This window comes from Streptomyces sp. NBC_00178, assembly GCF_036206005.1.
GTDB lineage: Bacteria > Actinomycetota > Actinomycetes > Streptomycetales > Streptomycetaceae > Streptomyces.
This window is the reverse complement of record NZ_CP108143.1, coordinates 5,391,082-5,409,864: the sequence shown is the minus strand read 5'-3', so window position 1 is coordinate 5,409,864 and position 18,783 is coordinate 5,391,082. Positions and strand designations below refer to the sequence as shown.

Here is an 18,783-nt window from a genome sequence, read left to right as displayed (position 1 = left end):
ACACGGCTCCGGGCCCGGCACACCAGGTGCCGGGCCCGGAGCCGTTCCGTCGGACCGCGCCGCTCTACGCGACGGGCGCGCGACGGCGGCGGGCGTCAGGCCCGCTCGTACGCCGCGATCAGCTCGCCGCACCGCTTCACGTCGGCCGCCATGGCGATCAGCAGGTCGTCGATCGAGTCGAACTTCAGCATGCCCCGCACATAGGCGAGGAAGTCCACCGCCACGTGCATCCCGTACAGGTCGAGGCCGACGCGGTCGATCGCGTACGCCTCGACGGTCCGCTCGGTGCCGTCGAACTGCGGGTTCGTGCCGACGGAGATCGCGGCGGGCATCACTTCGCCGTTCGCGGTCAGCCAGCCGGCGTAGACGCCGTCGGCCGGGATCGCGGTGTGGGGCAGGGTCTCCACGTTCGCCGTGGGGTAGCCCAGGTCACGGCCGCGCTGCGCGCCGCGCACCACGACGCCCTCCACCCGGTGCGGGCGGCCGAGGATCTCGGCCGCGCCCCCGACATCGCCCTCGGCGACGAGGCGGCGGGTCAGCGTGGACGAGAACGGCTCGCCGCCGCCCGCCTCACCGCTGACGAAGAGGTCGACGACCTCGACGTCGTAGTCGTACGTCGGGCCGAGCTCGGCCAGGAGCGTGACGTTGCCCGCCGCCTTGTGGCCGAACCGGAAGTTCGGGCCCTCGATGACCAGCCGCGCGTGGAGCTTGTCGACGAGCACCTTCGCGATGAACTCGGTGGGCGCGAGCTGCGAGAACTCTGCGGTGAACGGCAGGATCAGCACCGCGTCCACGCCCAGCGCCGTCATCAGCTCGGCACGCCGCGTGTGCGGGGCGAGCAGCGGCGGGTGCGTGCCGGGGCGGACGACCTCGCTCGGATGCGGGTCGAAGGTGACCACGACGGAGGGCACGCCGAGCTCCCGAGCCCGCTCCACGGCCCGGCCGATGATCAGCTGGTGCCCACGGTGCACCCCGTCGTAGGAGCCGATGGTGACGACGCTGCGTCCCCAGCCCTCGGGGATGTCCTCCAAGCCACGCCAGCACTGCACTGTGACCGCTCCTCGCCCGAACCTGTGTACGTGTGTATGTCATTACGCAGGTCTAAGACTGCCATGCTCACACCCCGCGGCCTGCATCGGCATCTGGATCCCGGGCCTCGGAGCGTCCGGCACCGGGGCCGTCCGGCGGGCGGAGGGGCCCACCACGGCGGCCCATTCCTGCGGAGCGTCCGCAAGCCATCCGCTGACGAGGGCCGCGAATCCGGGAACCTCCCGGGCGAGTTCGACGATCCCGCGGTCGAAGCGGGCCGCCCCCTCGGGCGTCCGGACGAGGAGCAGGCCCGTGCGGTGCACGAGGGCCCGTGTGCGCGCCTCGGGACGGCGCCCGGACCCGGCCGCCGCGGCGCGCAGCAGCGCTTCGAGGACTTCCGGGTCCCTCCCGGTGTTCTGTTCGAACTCCAGCAGGACCTCCAGCAGCTCGGCGCGCAGCGGCCTGGACGCGGCGCTCCCTGGTGCGGCGAGCACCCTGGCCAGGGCCGCGCGCACCGAGGGCGGTGCGGGGCGGTCCCGCAGCAGGCCGGTCACCAGGGGCAGCAGGAGCGCGCGGGCGGCCGGGCTGTGCTCCAGTCGCAGCTCCACGTACGCGGCGGTCTGCGCCCCGCCCTCGCCGTCCGGGCGGCTGTCGATGTACCGGCGTACGAGTCCCGGCGCGTGCAACGCCAGCGCCGGGGTGTCCAGACCCGCCAGCTCCCCCAGCACGGCGTCGGCGGCCTCACCGGGCAGCGACAGCCGGGCGCGCAGCGCCGCGAGCACGGGTTCGGGGTGCCGGGGGAACACCTCGGTCAGCAGGGACACCGGCAGCCGCGGGTCGCCGGTCGCGAAGATCCGCAGGGCCTGCGGCAGGTAGCGCCCACCGGTTCCCGGGTCGCGCACCAGGACGGTGAGGGCGCGGGCGTGCAGGGCGGTGTCGTCCGGGCGGGCCAGGAGGGTGAGGGCCGCGCCGCGCAGCAAAGTGCGGTCGGCGCCGGTGAGGGTGCGTGCGGCGGCGAGCGTGCCGTGGACGGCCGCGGCGGCGCGCCGTCCGGGCCGCTCCTCGTCGCGCGCCCAGCGGCTGACGGCCCTGCACAGGGCGGACGGCTCGTCCTCCGCGAGCGCGGAGAGCAGTTCGGCGGCGCGGGGGTGCGAGGTGTCGACGAGCGCCTCGGTCAGGTCGTCGACGGCGAGGTCCCGGCGGGCGTACAGGAGCGCCTGGGCGGCGGCGGCCACGGTCAGGCGTACGGGTGCGTCCTGTTCGGCGGGCAGCGGGCTCTCGTCCGTCAGCCAGCGGCAGAGCAGTGCCTGCACGGTCCTCGGGTCGGCGGCCAGACGCAGGGCCACCGCGTCCAGATAGCGCCGGCCGCCGTCCGGGCGCGGTGCGCCGTCTGCGGGCAGCAGCCTGCGCAGAAGGTCGATCCGGTCGTACTCGGGCAGCCGGGTCCGGCACCAGAACCACGGCCCGAACTCCGCGTAGGGTCCGAGGGCGTCGTGCCCTCCCCCGGACAGGGAGCGCCGGGTGATCCTTCCGGTGAGGACCCGCAGCACCCCGAGGTAGGGGCGCGCGTCGGGCACCCTGAGCAGGCTTTCCCGCAGCAGATGGGCCGCCCACCAGGCGGCGTCGGGGTGCCGGGCCCCCGGGCCGGGTCCCGCGCCGAGGCGGTCCATCGCCTCGATCAGGTCCGCCATGCGGTGGGCCAGCGCCGCCGGGCCCTGGCGCCGCTCCAGCAGGAGCATGGCCTGGATCACGGGGCCGGAGCGGTGGCGGGGCACGGGGAGGTTGCGGGGCTCGTACGAACCGTCGGCCCCGGCCGCGGGCCGGGGCCCGGGGTCCTGGCCGTCCCCGTCCTGTTCCTCGGCGTGCCACCGGTGCACGAGGGAGCGCAGAGCGGCGTCCAGGTCGAGGTGGGCGCCCTGCACCCAGTCGCCGAGTTCCTCGTGGGCGAAGCGGTATCCGGGGCCGGCGGGGACCAGCAGCCCTTCGGTGAGCACCGCCGAGGCCCATCCCGTACGCCAGGGGAAGATCTCCTCGAACGCCGCCCGGTCCAGTTCGCCCTGTCCCGGGCCGAGGCAGCGCCTGGCCGCCTCGTGGACCTGCCCGGCGACCTTGGCGGCCAGCCTGCGCACCGCCGTGCCCCGGAGCCGGGGCTCGGACTGGGCACCGATCCGGACGGCGATGCGGACGCAGGCGAGGTCCAGGTGCGCGGCGAAGACCTTCTCGGTGTCGGGCGTGCCGGGCACGTCCGGGGGCAGGGCCTTCCGCACCTCGGCGAGCAGCCGCAGGGTGAGGGGGTGCCTGTCGTGGCCGGGCGCGATGGCGCCGGGCGGAATGCCGTAGCGCTCCCTGGCCAGTTCGGCCTGGCCGGTCGTGAGGTCGCCGAGCCGGACGGCGGGCGGCAGCCCTCCGGCGGGCCGTTCGGGCCGGTGCAGGGCGTCGCGCGGGTACAGCGCTCCGGCGGTCTCCCAGTGCTCGGGTCGGCAGGCGACGACCATCCGGACGCCGTGCGAGAGGAGCCACTCGGCCGTGGCCGCGGTCCATCCGCCGAGCCGGTGGGCCAGCAGCGGCGGCATCTCCTCCGGGCCGTCCACGACGACGAGCAGCGCATTCCCCGAGTCGGCCGCGAGGCGGGCCACCCGCTCCGGCGTGGCGTCGGTCATGTCGCCCCGGGCGCCGGCGGCCGTGATGATCCTCCCGGAGCGCTGCAGGGCCCGGGTCATGGCGTCGGTGACCGAGGTGTCGTCGGCCAGCAGGTCGGCGCCGCGCAACCAGAGGGTGAGGGCGGGGACGGGCCCGCGGGCCCTGCGGCCGGCCAGTGCGGCCAGCTCGGTGGTGCGGCCGGTCCCCGGTGCGCCGACCAGCCCGAGGACGGGTCCCGTCCCGGCCTCGAAGGCGGCGAACTCCGCGCTGATCCTGGGGCGCTCGACGGCCTCGACACCGCAGGGACGGTCGTCGGCGTGACCGAGCGAGGTGGCGGTGAGCTGGAGCGCCCCCGCGAGGTTGAGGTCGCAGCCGTAACCCGGGACGGCGCTCGCGTTGCGCCGGAGCACCTCGGCCAGCGCACCCCCGCCGGTCAGCGGCACCGCGAGTCCGGCCGTCTCCCGCCCCGCGCTCAGCGCGGTCGAGAGCACGCCCAGGACGGCGCCCGTGCCGGGGTCGGTGACGGGCCCGCCGATGGCCGCGCCGCCGGAGCGCAGGGCGTCGCGGCCGTCGGTGCCCAGGGCCAGTTCGAGCGCATCGCCCACGGGGTGTTCGCGTCCGCCCTCGGTGTACGTCGCGGGGGTCGCCCCGAGCACCCGGGCCTCGCGCCACCCGTGGGCGGCGATCCGCACATAGGTGCCGGTGCCGATCCGTTCGCGTACGGCGATGGGGAGCGGCTCCACCCCCAGTGCCCCGGATCCGCCGGTACGGAGCAGGGCGAGGCCCAGGTCCGGCAGGGCGGTGATGTCGTCGGGGCCGACCTCGCAGCTGCGGCCGTCGGGGGCGTGCAGGGTCAGCGGCGCAGGCCGTGCGACGGCCTGATGGCTGGTGACGACGGTCCCCCGGTCGTCGGCGACGAACCCGGTCCCCCGGGGCCGACCGGCCTGATCGCAGATTCTCACCAGTTTCGACCGGTCCCCGCTGCCCATGGGTCAGACGGTAGATGGCGGGTGATCCGCACGAGAAACGCGAGGGGCGAAAGCGCCCCCCTCACACCCCCCTGACGCTCCGAGCGCCCGTCCATCGGGGTGAATCGACGGGTTCGCCTGGACAGGGATGGTCCGGGGAGGGGGATCGTGGGGCGGGCAGCATCCGGGGGGCCTGCCCGCCCCACCACGGACCCGCGGTGCGTTCCGGCCGCCGGGCCACGCGGCCCGTCGCGGCTCGTTCGGGCGGTAGGGCTCAGGCGAAGACGGCGAGGCTCCTGGCCTTGCCCTTCTCCTCCTCGACGAGCACGAGGAACGTCCCGTCGGGCCCGTAGACCCCGACCGGCCCCGGCGGGTACGCCGGCATGTCCAGCCGTACCCCGTTGAGCAGCAGCCGGGCGCGCTTCTCGTCCACGTCCCAGCGGTGGAAGGCGGATGCGGCGGCCTCGGCCACCGGCATCACGGTCAGCTCCTCCTGGTGCTGGTCGAGCGTCCGGGCCGCGTCCAGACCGTACGGCCCGACGCGGGTGCGGCGCAGCGCGGTCAGGTGGCCGCCGACGCCGAGCCCGGCACCGAGGTCGCGCGCCAGGGCCCTGATGTAGGTACCCGAGGAGCAGACGACCGAGACCACCAGGTCGACGACGGGGGTGCCGTCCTCGGCGACCTCGTGCCGCACGTCGTAGACGCGGAACGACGAGATGGTCACCGGGCGGGCCGGGATCTCGAACTCCTCGCCGCCGCGCACCCGCGCGTAGGAACGCTTCCCGTCGATCTTGATGGCGCTGACCTTGGACGGCACCTGCATGATCGCGCCGCTCAGCGCGGCGACTCCGGCGTCGATGCCCTCACGGGTGACTCCGGAGGCGTCGGTGGACGAGGTGATCTCGCCCTCCGCGTCGTCGGTGACGGTGTCCTGGCCGAGGCGGATCGTACCCAGGTACTCCTTCTCCGTCAGCGCGAGGTGGCCGAGCAGCTTGGTCGCCCGCTCCACACCGAGCACGAGGACACCGGTCGCCATCGGGTCCAGCGTGCCGGCGTGACCGACCCGCCGGGTGCGGGCGATGCCGCGCATCTTCGCCACGACGTCGTGCGAGGTGAAGCCGGACGGCTTGTCGACGATGACAAGTCCGTCCGGCGTCTTTTCCTGCTTGTTCTGCGTCATGCGGAAGGCGAGTCCTCGTCGTTTCCGGCGGACTCGTCCTCCGGCTTGCGGTACGGGTCGGCCTCACCGGCGTACGCGGCGCCGGAGGACGCCTCGCGCACCTTGGCGTCCGAGGCGCGTGCCCGGTCGAGCAGGTCCTCGATCGCCTTGGCGTTGTCCGGGAGGGCGTCGGCCACGAAGGCCAGGGTCGGGGTGAACTTCGTCCCCGCCGCGGCACCGACCGCCGACCGCAGGATGCCCTTGGCGCTCTCCAGACCCGCGGCCGCGCTGGCCCGCTCCTCGTCGTCGCCGTAGACCGTGTAGAAGACCGTGGCCTCCCGCAGGTCGCCGGTGACACGGGTGTCCGTGATGGTCACGTGCGTACCCAGACGCGGGTCCTTGATACCGCGCTGCAGTTTCTCGGCGACCACCACCTGGATGAGGTCCGCCAGCTTCTTTGCCCGCGCGTTGTCGGCCACTGGTCCGTCTCCTTCTTAAGCCTTGCTCAATCGTCTTCGTCGCTGTGCAGCCGCCGCCGTACGGACAGCAGCTCCACTTCCGGCCGGCCCGCGATCATGCGTTCGCACCGGTCGAGTACGTCTGTGAGGTGTCCGGTGTCCCCGGAGACCACGGCAAGACCGATCTCGGCCCTGCGGTAGAGGTCCTGGTCGCCCGTCTCCGCGACACTCACCGCGAATCTGCGGTGGAGCTCGGCGACCATCGGGCGGACGACCGAGCGTTTCTCCTTCAACGACCGTACGTCGCCGAGGAGCAGATCGAAGGACAGAGTCCCCACGTACATGTGTGTCCGGATGTCCCGCCGGTTCGGGGTCGGTGCCCCGCCATCGCTTGGCGGGGACACCAGAACCGTACACGGAACGGCCGGGGCCGATCGACGGAAATACGACCCGTCGACCGGCCCCGACTGTGGAAGAGAGCCCGGGGGTCACCCCCCGGGAATCCCCGTCGATCAGCCTCGCGGCTTCTCGCGCATCTCGTACGTCGCGATGACGTCGTCGATCTTGATGTCGTTGAAGTTTCCGAGGTTGATACCGCCCTCGTAGCCTTCGCGGATCTCGGTGACGTCGTCCTTGAAGCGGCGCAGACCGGAGATGTTGAGGTTCTCCGCGATGACCTTGCCATCGCGCAGCAGGCGCGCCTTGGTGTTGCGCTTGACCTCGCCGGAGCGGACCAGGACACCGGCGATGTTGCCCAGCTTGGACGAGCGGAAGATCTCGCGGATCTCCGCCGTGCCGAGCTCGACCTCTTCGTACTCCGGCTTGAGCATGCCCTTGAGGGCCGCCTCGATCTCCTCGATCGCCTGGTAGATGACCGAGTAGTACCGGACGTCCACGCCCTCGCGCTCGGCCATCTGCTCGGCACGCCCCGCGGCGCGCACGTTGAAGCCGATCACGATGGCGTCGGAGCCGGTCGCCAGGTTGATGTCCGACTCGGTGACCGCACCCACACCGCGGTGCAGGACCCGGATGTCGACCTCTTCGCCGACGTCGAGCTGGAGCAGCGAGGACTCGAGAGCCTCCACCGAACCGGACGCGTCGCCCTTGATGATGAGGTTGAGTTCCTGGACCAGACCGGCCTTGAGCGCCTCGTCCAGGTTCTCCAGGGAGAACCGGACACCCTTGCGGGCGAAGTTGGCGTTGCGCTCACGGGCGGCACGCTTCTCGGCGATCTGACGGGCCGTACGGTCCTCGTCGACCACCAGGAAGTTGTCGCCTGCACCCGGGACGTTGGTGAGACCCAGGACCAGGACGGGGGTCGAGGGACCCGCTTCCTGGACGTTGTTGCCGTTGTCGTCGAGCATCGCCCGGACACGGCCGTACGCGTCGCCGACGACCATCGTGTCGCCGATGCGCAGCGTTCCGCGCTGGACGAGGACGGTCGAGACGGCACCGCGGCCGCGGTCGAGGTGGGACTCGATCGCAATACCCTGCGCGTCCTGCTCCGGGTTGGCCCGCAGGTCGAGCGAGGCGTCGGCGGTGAGGACGACGGCCTCCAGCAGCGCCTCGATGTTGAGGCCCTGCTTCGCGGAGATGTCGACGAACATCGTGTCGCCGCCGTACTCCTCGGCCACCAGACCGAACTCGGTGAGCTGACCGCGCACCTTGGTCGGGTCGGCACCCTCGACGTCGATCTTGTTGACCGCGACCACGATCGGCACGTCGGCCGCCTTGGCGTGGTTCAGCGCCTCGATCGTCTGGGGCATCACACCGTCGTTCGCCGCCACCACGAGGATCGCGATGTCGGTGGACTTCGCACCACGTGCACGCATGGCGGTGAACGCCTCGTGACCCGGGGTGTCGATGAAGGTGATGCGGCGGTCCTCGCCGTTGACCTCGGAGGAGACCTGGTACGCACCGATGTGCTGCGTGATGCCGCCGGCCTCGCCCGCGACGACGTTCGTCTTGCGGATCGCGTCCAGCAGTCGGGTCTTACCGTGGTCGACGTGACCCATGACGGTGACGACCGGCGGGCGGGAGACCAGGGCCTCTTCGCCGCCCTCGTCCTCGCCGAACTCGATGTCGAAGGACTCGAGCAGCTCGCGGTCCTCCTCCTCGGGGCTGACGATCTCCAGGACGAAGTTCATCTCGTCCGCGAGCAGCTTCAGCGTCTCGTCGGAGACGGACTGCGTGGCGGTGACCATCTCGCCGAGGTTCATCATCACGCCGACGAGCGACGCCGGGTTGGCGTTGATCTTCTCCGCGAAGTCGGTCAGGGACGCACCGCGCGACAGCCGGACGGCCTGCCCGTTGCCGCGAGGCAGCATGACGCCGCCCACCGACGGGGCCTGCATGGCCTCGTACTCCTGGCGCCTCTGACGCTTCGACTTGCGGCCACGACGCGCGGGACCACCGGGACGGCCGAACGCACCCTGTGTGCCACCACGGGCACCCGGGCCGCCGGGACGTCCACCGAAGCCGGGACGACCGCCGAAGCCGCCGCCACCACCGGGACGGCCCGCGCCGCCACCGCCACCGGGACCACCGGGACGGCCGGCGAAGCCGCCACCGCCACCACCGGGACCGGCCGGACGGCCGGCGAAGCCGCCGCCGCCACCGGGACGACCGCCGCCACCACCGGGACGGCCACCGCCGCCACCGGGACCGCGGCCGCCGCCGCCGGGGCCGCCGCCGGGGCGGGGGCCCGCAGCGGGACGCTGCGGCATCATGCCGGGGTTCGGACGGTTACCCGAGGGGGCACCGCCCGGACGGGGAGCCTGCGGACGGGGCATGCCGCCGGGGGACGGACGTGCGCCACCCTGGCCCTGGGGACGCGGGGCGCCACCGGGACCACCCTGCGGGCGCGGGGCGCCGGGGCGCTCCTGACCGCCGCCGGGGCGCGGGGCACCGCCGGGACGGGGCGCCTGGGGGCGCGCCATACCGGTGGAACCGCCGGAGGTGAAGGGGTTGTTGCCCGGACGGGGACCGGCCGGACGGGCGCCGCCCGGTCGCGGTGCGCCCTGGCCCGCGGGACGTGCGGGGCGGTCTCCGCCACGCTCGCCACCACGGCCGCCGTCACGCTCGCCACCACGGCCACCGTCACGCTGACCGCCGGCCGGGGCCGGACGGGCGGGGCGAGGTCCCGGGGTGGCACCCGCGGGACGCGGGGCCTGCTGGGGGGTGCTCGGCTGGGCCGGTGCCGGGGCCGAGAACTCGGCTGCGGGCACCGGGGTGACCGGGGCGGGCTTCGGCGCGGGCCGGGGGCCCGGACGGGGACCCGCCGACGGCGCGGAAGGCGCCGAGGGGGTGCTGCTCTCCGCCGGAGCCTCGGCTGCGGCCGGCTTGGGGGCCGGGACGCCGGGCTTGGGGGCGGCAGGACGTGCCGAGGCGGCCGGAGACGGCGCCGCGGGCTTCACGGGGGCGGCCTTGCGAGGCGCGCCAGGCTTTGCAGCGGACTTGCCGGCGTTGCCGCCGGGACCCTGCAGTGCGTCAGTCAATTTGCGTACAACCGGCGCCTCGATCGTCGAGGACGCCGAACGGACGAATTCACCGAGTTCTTGGAGCTTGGCCATGACGACCTTGCTCTCCACGCCGAACTCCTTGGCGAGTTCGTATACCCGGACCTTAGCCACTTCGCTCCTTTTAGGTCCGGGTTACCGCCGGACCGTCGCTACTTCATGGGCGTACTCATCGCGTACTCATCGAGTGCTCATCGCAATCTCGACCTACTTCCAACTCGCGAGGTACCTGACCGCACGGGGACCCGTGCCGTTCACTTTCCTACGGTGTCACCCGCTCGACGAACCGCCGCAGTGCCGCGGTGTCGAACGGCCCCTCGGCCTTGAAGGCCCGGGGGAATGCCCGGCGGCGGACCGCCAGGTCGAGACAGACGGGGACGGGGTGTACATACGCACCCCGGCCGGGCAGCGTACCGCGTGGATCAGGGACCACTTCTCCCTCGCCCACCACGATGCGCAGCAGCTCGCTCTTGGCCGCCCGCTCCCGGCATCCCACACAGGTTCGCTCGGGGCAAGCGCGGGCATGCGTCCGGCCAGACACGGCTAAGTCTACCTCCCCGCACCGACCTCACCCCTTCGGGGCAAGAATCGAACGGATGTTGTCGTGATCTCGGCGGCGCACCGCCGGGATCTGTTCCTTCGGGCGCCTGCCCGGCCGCCACCGGGGCGGCTCGCGGGGCGCCCGGTGATCAGCCTCGCTCGGACCGCTCCCGGGCACGCTCGGCCCGCTCGCGGTCGGCGACGTCGCGCTCGGCGTCCGTCTCGGTGTCCGGGCGGATGTCGATGCGCCAGCCCGTGAGCCGGGCGGCCAGGCGGGCGTTCTGGCCCTCCTTGCCGATCGCGAGCGACAGCTGGTAGTCCGGCACGGTCACCCGGGCGGAGCGCGCCCCGAGGTCCACGACCTCGACCATGCTCACCCGCGCGGGTGACAGCGCGTTGGCGACCATCTCCGCCGGGTCGTCCGACCAGTCGACGATGTCGATCTTCTCGCCGTGCAGCTCGGCCATGACGTTGCGCACGCGGCTGCCCATCGGGCCGATGCAGGCACCCTTGGGGTTGAGACCGGCACGCGTCGAACGGACCGCGATCTTGGTGCGGTGTCCCGCCTCGCGGGCGATGGCCTCGATGACCACGGAGCCGTCCGCGATCTCCGGGACCTCCAGCGCGAAGAGCTTCTTCACGAGGTTCGGGTGGGTGCGCGAGAGGGTGACGGAGGGACCGCGCACGCCCTTGGCGACCCGGACGACGTAGGTGCGCAGCCGCAGGCCGTGGGTGTACTCCTCGCCGGGCACCTGCTCCTGGACCGGCAGGATCGCCTCCAGCTTGCCGATGTCGACCAGGACGTTCTTCGGGTCCTTGCCCTGCTGGACCAGGCCCGTCACGACGTCGCCCTCGTGGCCGGCGTACTCGCCGAAGGTGCGGTCGTCCTCGGCGTCGCGCAGCCGCTGCAGGATGACCTGCTTGGCCGTCGTCGCGGCGATGCGGCCGAAGCCGGACGGGGTGTCGTCGAACTCCTTGGGCTCCTGGCCCTCCTCGAGCTCGGCCGGGTCGTCCTTCGCCCACACCGTGACGTGGCCGTTGGCGTCCAGCTCGACGCGCGCGCGGCGGTGACTGCCCTCGGTGCGGTGGTACGCGATGAGGAGGGCCGACTCGATCGCCCCGACGAGCACGTCGAAGGGGATCTCCTTGTCCTGCGCCAAGCCCTTCAGAAGCTTCACATCGATGTCCACGGCTACGCCTCCTCTTCCTTCTTGTCCTTGCGGTTGAATTCGATCTCCACGCGCGCCCTGGCGATCTCGTCGAAGGCGACACGGCGCGCCGTGGGCTTGCGGCCCTTGACGCCCGGCACTTCGAGATCGAGTCCCTCGTCGTCCACCCCGAGGATGCGGGCCACCAGCTCGCCGCCGTCGCCCAGGGTGAGTCTCGCGAGCCGGCCGGTGGCGCGGACGTAGTGGCGGTGCTCGGTCAACGGGCGGTCGGCGCCCGGAGAGCTCACCTCGAGGACGTACTCGCCCTCTCCCATCACGTCGGTCTCGTCCAGCGTCGTGGAGATGGTCCGGCTGAGCTCCGCACAGGTGTCGAGCTCCACGCCGTCCTCGGAGTCCACGATCACCCGCAGCACCTGGCGGCGGCCCGCCCGGGACAGCTCGATCTCCTCGAGGTCCAGTTCCTGGGCTTCCACGAGGGGCTCCAGCAGTTCGCGCAGCCTGTCGCTCTGGGTGGTGCTCATCCGGGTGACTCCTCGGCCGCGTGTGCTGTTGTGTGGATCGTCGCGTGTCGGATCAAAGGGTATCCGGTCCGCAGGGGTGTTGCCGTCCGCCTCCCGCCCCGCCGCGGGTACGCTCACCCCCGGTGATCACTTCAGGTCAGAAACTGTCAGAAACCAGGCCGAAGGAGACAAGTGCACCGGACGGGGACGACGCGCAGGGGGGCGCTCACCGCTACGGGGGCCTTCGCCCTGGGGGCGGTGCTGACAGGGTGCGGGAGCGGGCCCGACGAGCCGCGGAACGCCCGCGCGCGGGCCGAGGCGGCCTCGCTCCGGGCACGGGGCACGCTGCGGAGCACGGCCGCCCGCGCCGGGGTCTCGCTGCTCGCCCGCTATGACCGGGTCTCCGCCGCGCACCCCCTGACGGAGGCCGGACTCGCACCCCTGAGGGCCGCGGTGGGAGCGCACCTGGCCGCACTCGGCGGGCCGCCGGAGGGCGATCCGCCGGCCGCCGCCCCGCCCGCTCCCCCCACCGACGCGAAGGCGGCGCTGCGAGAGCTGGCCGCCCAGGAGCGGCGGGTGGCCGACGAACGCGCCGCGGCCCTCCTGGAGGCCGATTCCGAACTGGCCAGGCTGCTGGCCTCGATCGCCGCGGCCGGCGCCGCCCACGCGTATCTGCTGACCGAGCTGGCCAAGGAGACCCCGGCATGACACAGGAGGCCGCCGGCACCGGCGGCGATGAACCGCTGACCGCCGCGCAGGCGGCACTCGCCGCCGAGCACGCCGCGGTGTACGGGTACGGGGCGCTGGGCGGCAGGCTGGACGGTGCCCGCCGCGACGACGCGACGGCGGCCGTCGACGCCCACCGCGCCCGGCGTGACACCCTCGCCCGGACCGTGCGTGACCTCGGCGGCACACCGGTGGCGGCGGACGCCGCGTACGCCCTGCCGTTCGCGGTCCGGGACCCGGCCTCCGCGATGCGGCTCGCGGCCGTGCTGGAGGAGCGGGTCGCGGGCGTGTACTCCGACCTCGTACGGGCCGCCCGGGGGCCCCTGCGGCAGGACGCGGCGGGCGCGCTCCGGGAGGCCGCGGTGCGCGCGGTGCGCTGGCGCGGGTCCGGCGTAGCCTTTCCTGGGCTCGCGGAGAAGGCCGACTCCCCGGACACCACGGCGGAGGCGGGCTCCACGGGTGTCACGCACTGAGCAGGCTCTGAAAGGGAACAAGGCACGTATGGGTTTCGAACCGCCGCCGCGTCTGGTGCGAGCGCTCGGCGAGACGTACGGGGACACGGCCGCCGCCGAGTGGCTCGGCCGGCTCCCCGCACTCGCCGGCGAAGCGATGTCCGCAGCGGGGCACCGGGTCACCCCGGACCGGGTCGTCGCACCGGGGGGGCGCAGCAGTCTCGTCCTCCTGGTGAACCGGGAGGACGGAACGCCCGCCGCCTTGAAGGTGGCGCCCCCAGGTGCCGCGCCCGCACTCGAGCGGGCCGCTCTCGCGCACTGGAACGGCTGGGGCGCCGTCGAGCTCCTGACCGGCGCGGACGCCGGGGTCCCGGAGGACGCCCTGCTGCTGGAGCGGCTCCACCACGAGGTGTCGCTGCGTTCGCTCCCCGAGGCGAAGGCCCTGCTGGAGGCGGCGGGCACGGTACGGCGGCTGTGGGTCGACCCCCCGGCCGGCCACGCCTTCGAGTCGGTCACCGGGCGCACCGCCCGGCAGACGGCGCAGATGAGGGCCGCCGCCGAACGGGAGCCGGAGCTCGGCCCGCTCGTCTCGGCCGCGCTCGCCGCGCGTGACGAGCTGGTCGCGGAGCCGCCCGAACTCCTCCTGCTGCACGGCAACTTCCGGCAGAGCAAGGTCCTCTCCGCCGAGCGCGCGCCCTGGCTGGCGGTCGGCCCGGAACCGCTGACCGGCGAGCGCGCCTACGACCTGGCGCGGCTGGCGCGCGACCGGGTCGAGGATTTGATCGCGTCCCCGGGCGGCGCGGTCACGGCCCGACGACGGGTCAAGCGGCTCGCCGACTCGCTGGAGGTGGACCAGGACCGGCTGCGCGGCTGGACGCTGTTCCGGGCGGTCGAGTCCGGCACCCGGTCGCTGACGGTGGGCCGGCGGCAGGACGGCGAGCTGGCGCTGGAGTTCGCCGGCTGGCTGTAGGCGTGCGGGAAGGGCCCCGCGCGGTGCGCGGGGCCCTTCCTTGCCGTCCTGCCGGCCCGGTTCAGCCCTGGTCGGTCAGCCGGGCGATCGCCTCGTCGACGGTGAGCTCCTCGCGCTCCCCGGTGCGGCGGTCCTTCAGCTCCAGGACGCCCTCCGCCGAACGGCGGCCCGCGACGAGGATCTTCGGGACACCGATCAGCTCGGAGTCGGTGAACTTCACGCCGGGCGAGACACCCGCGCGGTCGTCGACCAGGACCCGCAGGCCCGCGGCGCTCAGCTTCTCGGAGACCTCCAGGGCCAGCTCGGTCTGGAGCGCCTTGCCGGCGGCGACGACGTGCACGTCGGCCGGGGCGACCTCACGGGGCCAGCACAGGCCCTTGTCGTCGGCGGTCTGCTCGGCGAGGGCGGCCACGGCGCGGGAGACCCCGATGCCGTACGAGCCCATCGTGACGCGGACCGGCTTGCCCTGCTGGCCGAGCACGTCGAGGGAGAAGATGTCGGCGTACTTGCGGCCGAGCTGGAAGATGTGGCCGATCTCGATGGCGCGGTCCACCTGGAGGCCGGTGCCGCACTTGGGGCAGGGGTCGCCCGCCTCGACGACGACGACGTCGAGGTAGTCGTCGACCTCGAAGTCGCGGCCCGCGACGACGTTCTTCGCGTGCACGCCCTCCTTGTTGGCGCCCGTGATCCAGGCGGTGCCGGCGGCGACGCGGGGGTCGGCGATGTAGCGGACCTTCTCCAGGCCCTGCGGGCCGACGTAGCCGCGCACGAGGTCGGGGCGGCCCACGAAGTCCTCGGCGGTGACGAGCTCGACGACGGCGGGGGCGAGGTGCTCGCCGAGCTTGCCCAGGTCGACCTCGCGGTCGCCGGGCACGCCCACGGCCACGATCTCGCCGTCGACCTTGACCAGCAGGTTCTTCAGGGTGGCGGAGGCATCCACCCCGAGGTGGGCAGCGAGGGTCTCGATGGTCGGGGTGTCGGGGGTGTCCAGCTCCTCGACGGCGCCGGTCGCCGAGGCGTCGGCGACGGTCGTGACCTTGTACGTCACGGCCTCGGTGTTGGCGGCATAGTCGCAGTGGGGGCAGTCGACGAAGGTGTCCTCGCCGGCCGGCGCGGGCGCCAGGAACTCCTCGGACGCCGAGCCGCCCATGGCACCGGAGACCGCGGACACGACGCGGTGGTCGAGGCCCAGGCGCTCGAAGATGCGGATGTAGGCGGCGCGGTGGAGCTGGTACGCCTCGGCGAGTCCCTCGTCGGTGGTGTCGAAGGAGTACGAGTCCTTCATCTGGAACTCGCGGCCGCGCAGCACACCGGCGCGGGGGCGGGCCTCGTCGCGGTACTTGGTCTGGATCTGGTAGAGGATCACGGGCAGGTCCTTGTAGGACGAGCACATGTCCTTCACGATCTGGGTGAAGACCTCCTCGTGGGTCGGGCCGAGGAGGTAGTCGGCGCCCTTGCGGTCCTGGAGCCGGAAGAGCAGGTCGCCGTACTCGTCGTAGCGGCCGCTCGCCTCGTACGCCTCCTTGGGCAGCAGGGCGGGGAGCAGCACCTCCTGGCCGCCGATGGCGTCCATCTCCTCGCGCACGACGCGGGTGATGTTCTCCAGGACCTTCTTGCCGAGGGGCAGCCAGGACCAGATGCCGGCCGCGGTGCGGCGCACGTATCCGGCGCGGACGAGGAGCTTGTGGTTGAGCGTCTCGGCGTCCGCCGGGTCGTCGCGCAGTGTCTTGATCATCAATCGGGACATGCGCTGGACCTGGGCCATGATGAACTCCTGCTCGCAAGGGTGGTGAGCCCGAGGTTAGCCGGGCGGCCCGCGCGGGCGGAAATCGATTCCTCAGCCGCGGCGCAGCGGCAGGGGCGCGCCCATCACCGCGTAGGGCTTGGGTGCGCTCGGGAAGAGCACCTGCCGGGCCAGGTCCTGGTATCCCAGGGCCCGGTAGAGGCCCCGGGCGGGGCTCTCGGTGTCGATCGCCGAGAGGATGGAGCGCGGCAGGCCGACGGCGTCGGTGATGGTGGTGATGAGCTCACGTCCGATGCCGCGCTGCTGGAAACCCGGGTGGACGTGCAGTTCGGTGATCACGAACGAGTCGTCGAGCCAGTCGTCGGTTCCGGTGGCGCGCAGGTACGGCTCGACGACGGTGGACCACCAGTGCGTCCGGTGGTTCGGCAGCCCGTAGACGAACCCGACGAGCCGTCCGTCCGCGGTGGTGGCGCCGAGTGCGCGCGCCTGCGGATGTTCGAGGTGCCGGAGCACGATGTGGCGGCGTACGTCGATCTCGTCCTGGCCGAGGCCGAAGGCGAGCGCCTGCACGGCGAGCGCCTCGTCGACGCGGGCGGCGAGGTCGAGCGGTCCGACCATGATGTCGGGGCTCCCGATGTCCCCGGGGGACGCGGGTGTTGCTGCTGCCATGCGGGAACCCTACTGTCCGGGTGGCCGGGTCAGAACAGCACGCTCATGAACGCGCCCGTCTCGCGGAAGCCGACGCGGCTGTAGGCCCTGCGGGCGGGGGTGTTGTAGTCGTTCACGTACAGGCTCACGATCGGTGCCACGTCGCTGAGCGCGTGGCGCAGGACGGCGGCCATGCCGGTCTCGGAGAGCCCTTGGCCCCGGGCCTCGGGGGCCACCCAGACGCCCTGGATCTGGCAGGCGCGCGAGGTGGCGGCGCCGATCTCCGCCTTGAACAGGACCCGGCCGTCCTCTATGCGCGCGAAGGACCGGCCGGTGGTGATCAGCTCCGCGACGCGCGCCTGGTAGAGGAGTCCGCCGTCGCCCGCGAGCGGGGAGACACCGACCTCCTCGGTGAACATGGCCACGCAGGCCGGCATGAGGATGTCGATCTCGTCCCTGCGGACCCTGCGTACGAGGGGGTCGGGGGCGATCTGTGCGGAGGGGCTCTCGGTGACCATGAGCGGCTGGTGGGGCCGGACCTCGCGGGCGGGACCCCAGCTCGGTTCGAGCAGACGCCACAGCTGGGTGGTGGGGCCCGCGGGGCCGACGATGGAGGAGCAGCGGCGGCCGGCTCTGCGGGCGCGGTCCGCGAAGGCCCTGATGGCCTCGGGGGTGGCGCAGATGGGCACGAGGTTGGCGCCGGAGTAGCAGAGCGAGCGGAGGCGTCCGTCGGCGTACCAGCCCCACATCTCGCCGCCGAGGCGCCAGGGGTCGAGGCCGGCGATCTGGACGCGGGCGGCCACGAACGCGTTGTCCACGGGTTCGCTCTCGAGGATGGCGAGCGCGGCGGGAAGCTCGCCGGGGTCGAGGACCCGGGTAGTGGTCTGCGTCAACACTGGGGCCTCACCAAACGGTCTGCTGATGTCCGCACTGTACCCAAGAAGGCTGTGCGGTGCCCCCCGCGGGTTCGGGAACCGATAGCACGGGGACACGGCCGTGCCCCGCAGGACACGGCCTGCGGGGCACGGCGGAACGCGTTCGGGGGGGGTCAGCCGGCGATGGAGACCTGGGGCTCGCCCGAGGCGATGCCGTCCTTCTCCATCTGCTCCGCGATCTTCATGGCCTCCTCGATCAGGGTCTCCACGATCTTCGACTCCGGGACGGTCTTGATGACCTCGCCCTTCACGAAGATCTGACCCTTGCCGTTCCCGGACGCCACACCCAGATCGGCCTCACGCGCCTCACCCGGACCGTTCACCACACAGCCCATCACCGCGACCCGCAGCGGGACCTCCATACCCTCAAGGCCCGCACTCACCTGGTCCGCCAGCTTGTACACGTCCACCTGCGCCCGCCCGCACGACGGGCAGGACACGATCTCCAGGCGCCGCTGCTTCAGGTTCAGCGCCTCCAGGATCTGCAGACCGACCTTGACCTCCTCCGCCGGAGGAGCCGACAGCGACACACGGATCGTGTCCCCGATCCCCTCGGAGAGCAGCGCACCGAACGCCACCGCCGACTTGATCGTCCCCTGGAACGCGGGACCCGCCTCGGTCACGCCCAGGTGGAGGGGATAGTCCGACTGCGCGGCCAGCTGACGGTAGGCGTTCACCATCACGACCGGGTCGTTGTGCTTCACCGAGATCTTGATGTCCCGGAACCCGTGCTCCTCGAACAGCGACGCCTCCCAGAGGGCCGACTCCACCAGAGCCTCCGGCGTCGCCTTCCCGTACTTCTTCAGGAGTCGCGCGTCCAGCGAGCCGGCGTTCACACCGATCCGGATCGGGGTGCCCGCATCGCCCGCGGCCTTCGCGATCTCCTTCACCTTGTCGTCGAACTGCTTGATGTTCCCCGGATTCACCCGCACCGCCGCACACCCCGCGTCGATCGCCGCGAACACGTACTTCGGCTGGAAATGAATGTCCGCGATCACCGGGATCTGCGACTTCCTCGCGATCGTCGCCAACGCGTCCGCGTCATCCTGCGTCGGACACGCCACCCGCACGATCTGACACCCCGAAGCCGTCAGCTCCGCGATCTGCTGCAACGTCGCACCGATGTCCGACGTCCGCGTCGTCGTCATCGACTGCACCGACACAGGTGCGTCCCCACCGACCGCCACCGACCCGACCTGGATCTGTCGGCTGACCCGTCGGTCGGCGAGCTTGGTCGGAACGGCCGGCATTCCGAGAGAAATCGCAGTCATGCGCTGAGCATCCCCAAGGTGTGGATCAGTGTGGATCGAGGTCCCGAGAACAGCGG

At 72.7% G+C, this 18,783-nt stretch carries 16 protein-coding genes; 3 read left to right on the top strand and 13 right to left on the bottom strand.

Going from position 1 to position 18,783, the window contains the following annotated elements:
* Window positions 1-95: 95 nt before the first annotated feature.
* The 9 genes from OHT61_RS23850 to rimP all read right to left on the bottom strand — a co-directional run bounded on the left by OHT61_RS23850 (window position 96) and on the right by rimP (window position 12,002).
* A complete protein-coding gene (locus tag OHT61_RS23850; protein WP_329041018.1) occupies window positions 96-1,049 on the bottom strand; it encodes a bifunctional riboflavin kinase/FAD synthetase in 954 nt (317 codons plus the stop codon).
* A 42-nt stretch (window positions 1,050-1,091) separates the two neighbouring features.
* A complete protein-coding gene (locus tag OHT61_RS23845) occupies window positions 1,092-4,658 on the bottom strand; it encodes a serine protease (RefSeq protein ID WP_329041017.1) in 3,567 nt (1,188 codons plus the stop codon).
* Between the two features lie 253 nt (window positions 4,659-4,911).
* Window positions 4,912-5,817 (bottom strand): tRNA pseudouridine(55) synthase TruB, encoded by a 906-nt coding sequence (truB, locus tag OHT61_RS23840; RefSeq protein ID WP_329041015.1) that lies wholly within the window; start codon window positions 5,815-5,817, stop codon window positions 4,912-4,914.
* Window positions 5,814-6,275, bottom strand: a complete 462-nt coding sequence (gene rbfA / locus OHT61_RS23835) for a 30S ribosome-binding factor RbfA (protein ID WP_329041013.1) — start codon at window positions 6,273-6,275, stop codon at window positions 5,814-5,816. Before rbfA ends, truB begins: the two co-directional genes overlap by 4 nt.
* A gap of 26 nt (window positions 6,276-6,301) precedes the next feature.
* Window positions 6,302-6,598: a DUF503 domain-containing protein gene (locus OHT61_RS23830; protein WP_329041012.1), complete on the bottom strand. Its 297-nt coding sequence runs from the start codon at window positions 6,596-6,598 to the stop codon at window positions 6,302-6,304.
* Window positions 6,599-6,766: 168 nt separating this feature from the next.
* Window positions 6,767-9,886 (bottom strand): translation initiation factor IF-2, encoded by a 3,120-nt coding sequence (infB, locus tag OHT61_RS23825; RefSeq protein WP_329041011.1) that lies wholly within the window; start codon window positions 9,884-9,886, stop codon window positions 6,767-6,769.
* 148 nt (window positions 9,887-10,034) lie between these two features.
* Complete coding sequence (locus OHT61_RS23820; RefSeq protein ID WP_329041010.1) at window positions 10,035-10,313, bottom strand: YlxR family protein; 279 nt, start codon at window positions 10,311-10,313, stop codon at window positions 10,035-10,037.
* A gap of 148 nt (window positions 10,314-10,461) precedes the next feature.
* Complete coding sequence (gene nusA / locus OHT61_RS23815; protein WP_327113928.1) at window positions 10,462-11,502, bottom strand: transcription termination factor NusA; 1,041 nt, start codon at window positions 11,500-11,502, stop codon at window positions 10,462-10,464.
* Between the two features lie 2 nt (window positions 11,503-11,504).
* Window positions 11,505-12,002 carry a ribosome maturation factor RimP gene (gene rimP, locus OHT61_RS23810; protein WP_329041008.1) on the bottom strand — a complete coding sequence of 166 codons (498 nt, stop codon included), beginning with the start codon at window positions 12,000-12,002 and terminating at the stop codon, window positions 11,505-11,507.
* A gap of 171 nt (window positions 12,003-12,173) precedes the next feature.
* Between rimP and OHT61_RS23805 the strand changes: the two genes are divergently transcribed.
* Genes OHT61_RS23805 through OHT61_RS23795 form a run of 3 tightly spaced genes read left to right on the top strand, consistent with a single transcriptional unit; the run spans window position 12,174 to window position 14,129 of the window.
* The gene (locus OHT61_RS23805) at window positions 12,174-12,689 is read left to right on the top strand and encodes a hypothetical protein (protein ID WP_329041006.1); all 516 of its coding nucleotides are present in this window, start codon (window positions 12,174-12,176) and stop codon (window positions 12,687-12,689) included.
* Window positions 12,686-13,180: a ferritin-like domain-containing protein gene (locus OHT61_RS23800; RefSeq protein ID WP_329041005.1), complete on the top strand. Its 495-nt coding sequence runs from the start codon at window positions 12,686-12,688 to the stop codon at window positions 13,178-13,180. Before OHT61_RS23805 ends, OHT61_RS23800 begins: the two co-directional genes overlap by 4 nt.
* 28 nt (window positions 13,181-13,208) lie before the next feature.
* Window positions 13,209-14,129, top strand: coding sequence for an aminoglycoside phosphotransferase family protein (locus OHT61_RS23795; protein ID WP_329041003.1), 921 nt, complete (start codon window positions 13,209-13,211; stop codon window positions 14,127-14,129).
* Between the two features lie 61 nt (window positions 14,130-14,190).
* On the opposite strand, the gene OHT61_RS23790 is transcribed toward OHT61_RS23795, so the two are convergent.
* From OHT61_RS23790 to ispG, 4 genes are all read right to left on the bottom strand, one after another.
* Window positions 14,191-15,894: a proline--tRNA ligase gene (locus OHT61_RS23790; protein ID WP_329041002.1), complete on the bottom strand. Its 1,704-nt coding sequence runs from the start codon at window positions 15,892-15,894 to the stop codon at window positions 14,191-14,193.
* A gap of 72 nt (window positions 15,895-15,966) precedes the next feature.
* Window positions 15,967-16,542, bottom strand: a complete 576-nt coding sequence (locus OHT61_RS23785) for a GNAT family N-acetyltransferase (protein WP_329041001.1) — start codon at window positions 16,540-16,542, stop codon at window positions 15,967-15,969.
* A 29-nt stretch (window positions 16,543-16,571) separates the two neighbouring features.
* Complete coding sequence (locus OHT61_RS23780) at window positions 16,572-17,417, bottom strand: GNAT family N-acetyltransferase (protein WP_329041000.1); 846 nt, start codon at window positions 17,415-17,417, stop codon at window positions 16,572-16,574.
* Window positions 17,418-17,569: 152 nt separating this feature from the next.
* Window positions 17,570-18,727 (bottom strand): flavodoxin-dependent (E)-4-hydroxy-3-methylbut-2-enyl-diphosphate synthase, encoded by a 1,158-nt coding sequence (gene ispG / locus OHT61_RS23775; protein ID WP_129265737.1) that lies wholly within the window; start codon window positions 18,725-18,727, stop codon window positions 17,570-17,572.
* Window positions 18,728-18,783 lie beyond the last annotated feature (56 nt).

Bases quoted from the DNA above. Each gene is read 5' to 3' on its own strand.
- OHT61_RS23845 (WP_329041017.1), bottom strand. From the start codon at position 4,658: ATGGGCAGCGGGGACCGGTCGAAACTGGTGAGAATCTGCGATCAGGCC.
- truB (WP_329041015.1), bottom strand. From the start codon at position 5,817: ATGACGCAGAACAAGCAGGAAAAGACGCCGGACGGACTTGTCATCGTC.
- OHT61_RS23830 (WP_329041012.1), bottom strand. From the start codon at position 6,598: ATGTACGTGGGGACTCTGTCCTTCGATCTGCTCCTCGGCGACGTACGG.
- rimP (WP_329041008.1), bottom strand. From the start codon at position 12,002: ATGAGCACCACCCAGAGCGACAGGCTGCGCGAACTGCTGGAGCCCCTC.
- OHT61_RS23800 (WP_329041005.1), top strand. From the start codon at position 12,686: ATGACACAGGAGGCCGCCGGCACCGGCGGCGATGAACCGCTGACCGCC.
- OHT61_RS23795 (WP_329041003.1), top strand. From the start codon at position 13,209: ATGGGTTTCGAACCGCCGCCGCGTCTGGTGCGAGCGCTCGGCGAGACG.
- OHT61_RS23790 (WP_329041002.1), bottom strand. From the start codon at position 15,894: ATGGCCCAGGTCCAGCGCATGTCCCGATTGATGATCAAGACACTGCGC.
- OHT61_RS23785 (WP_329041001.1), bottom strand. From the start codon at position 16,542: ATGGCAGCAGCAACACCCGCGTCCCCCGGGGACATCGGGAGCCCCGAC.
- ispG (WP_129265737.1), bottom strand. From the start codon at position 18,727: ATGACTGCGATTTCTCTCGGAATGCCGGCCGTTCCGACCAAGCTCGCC.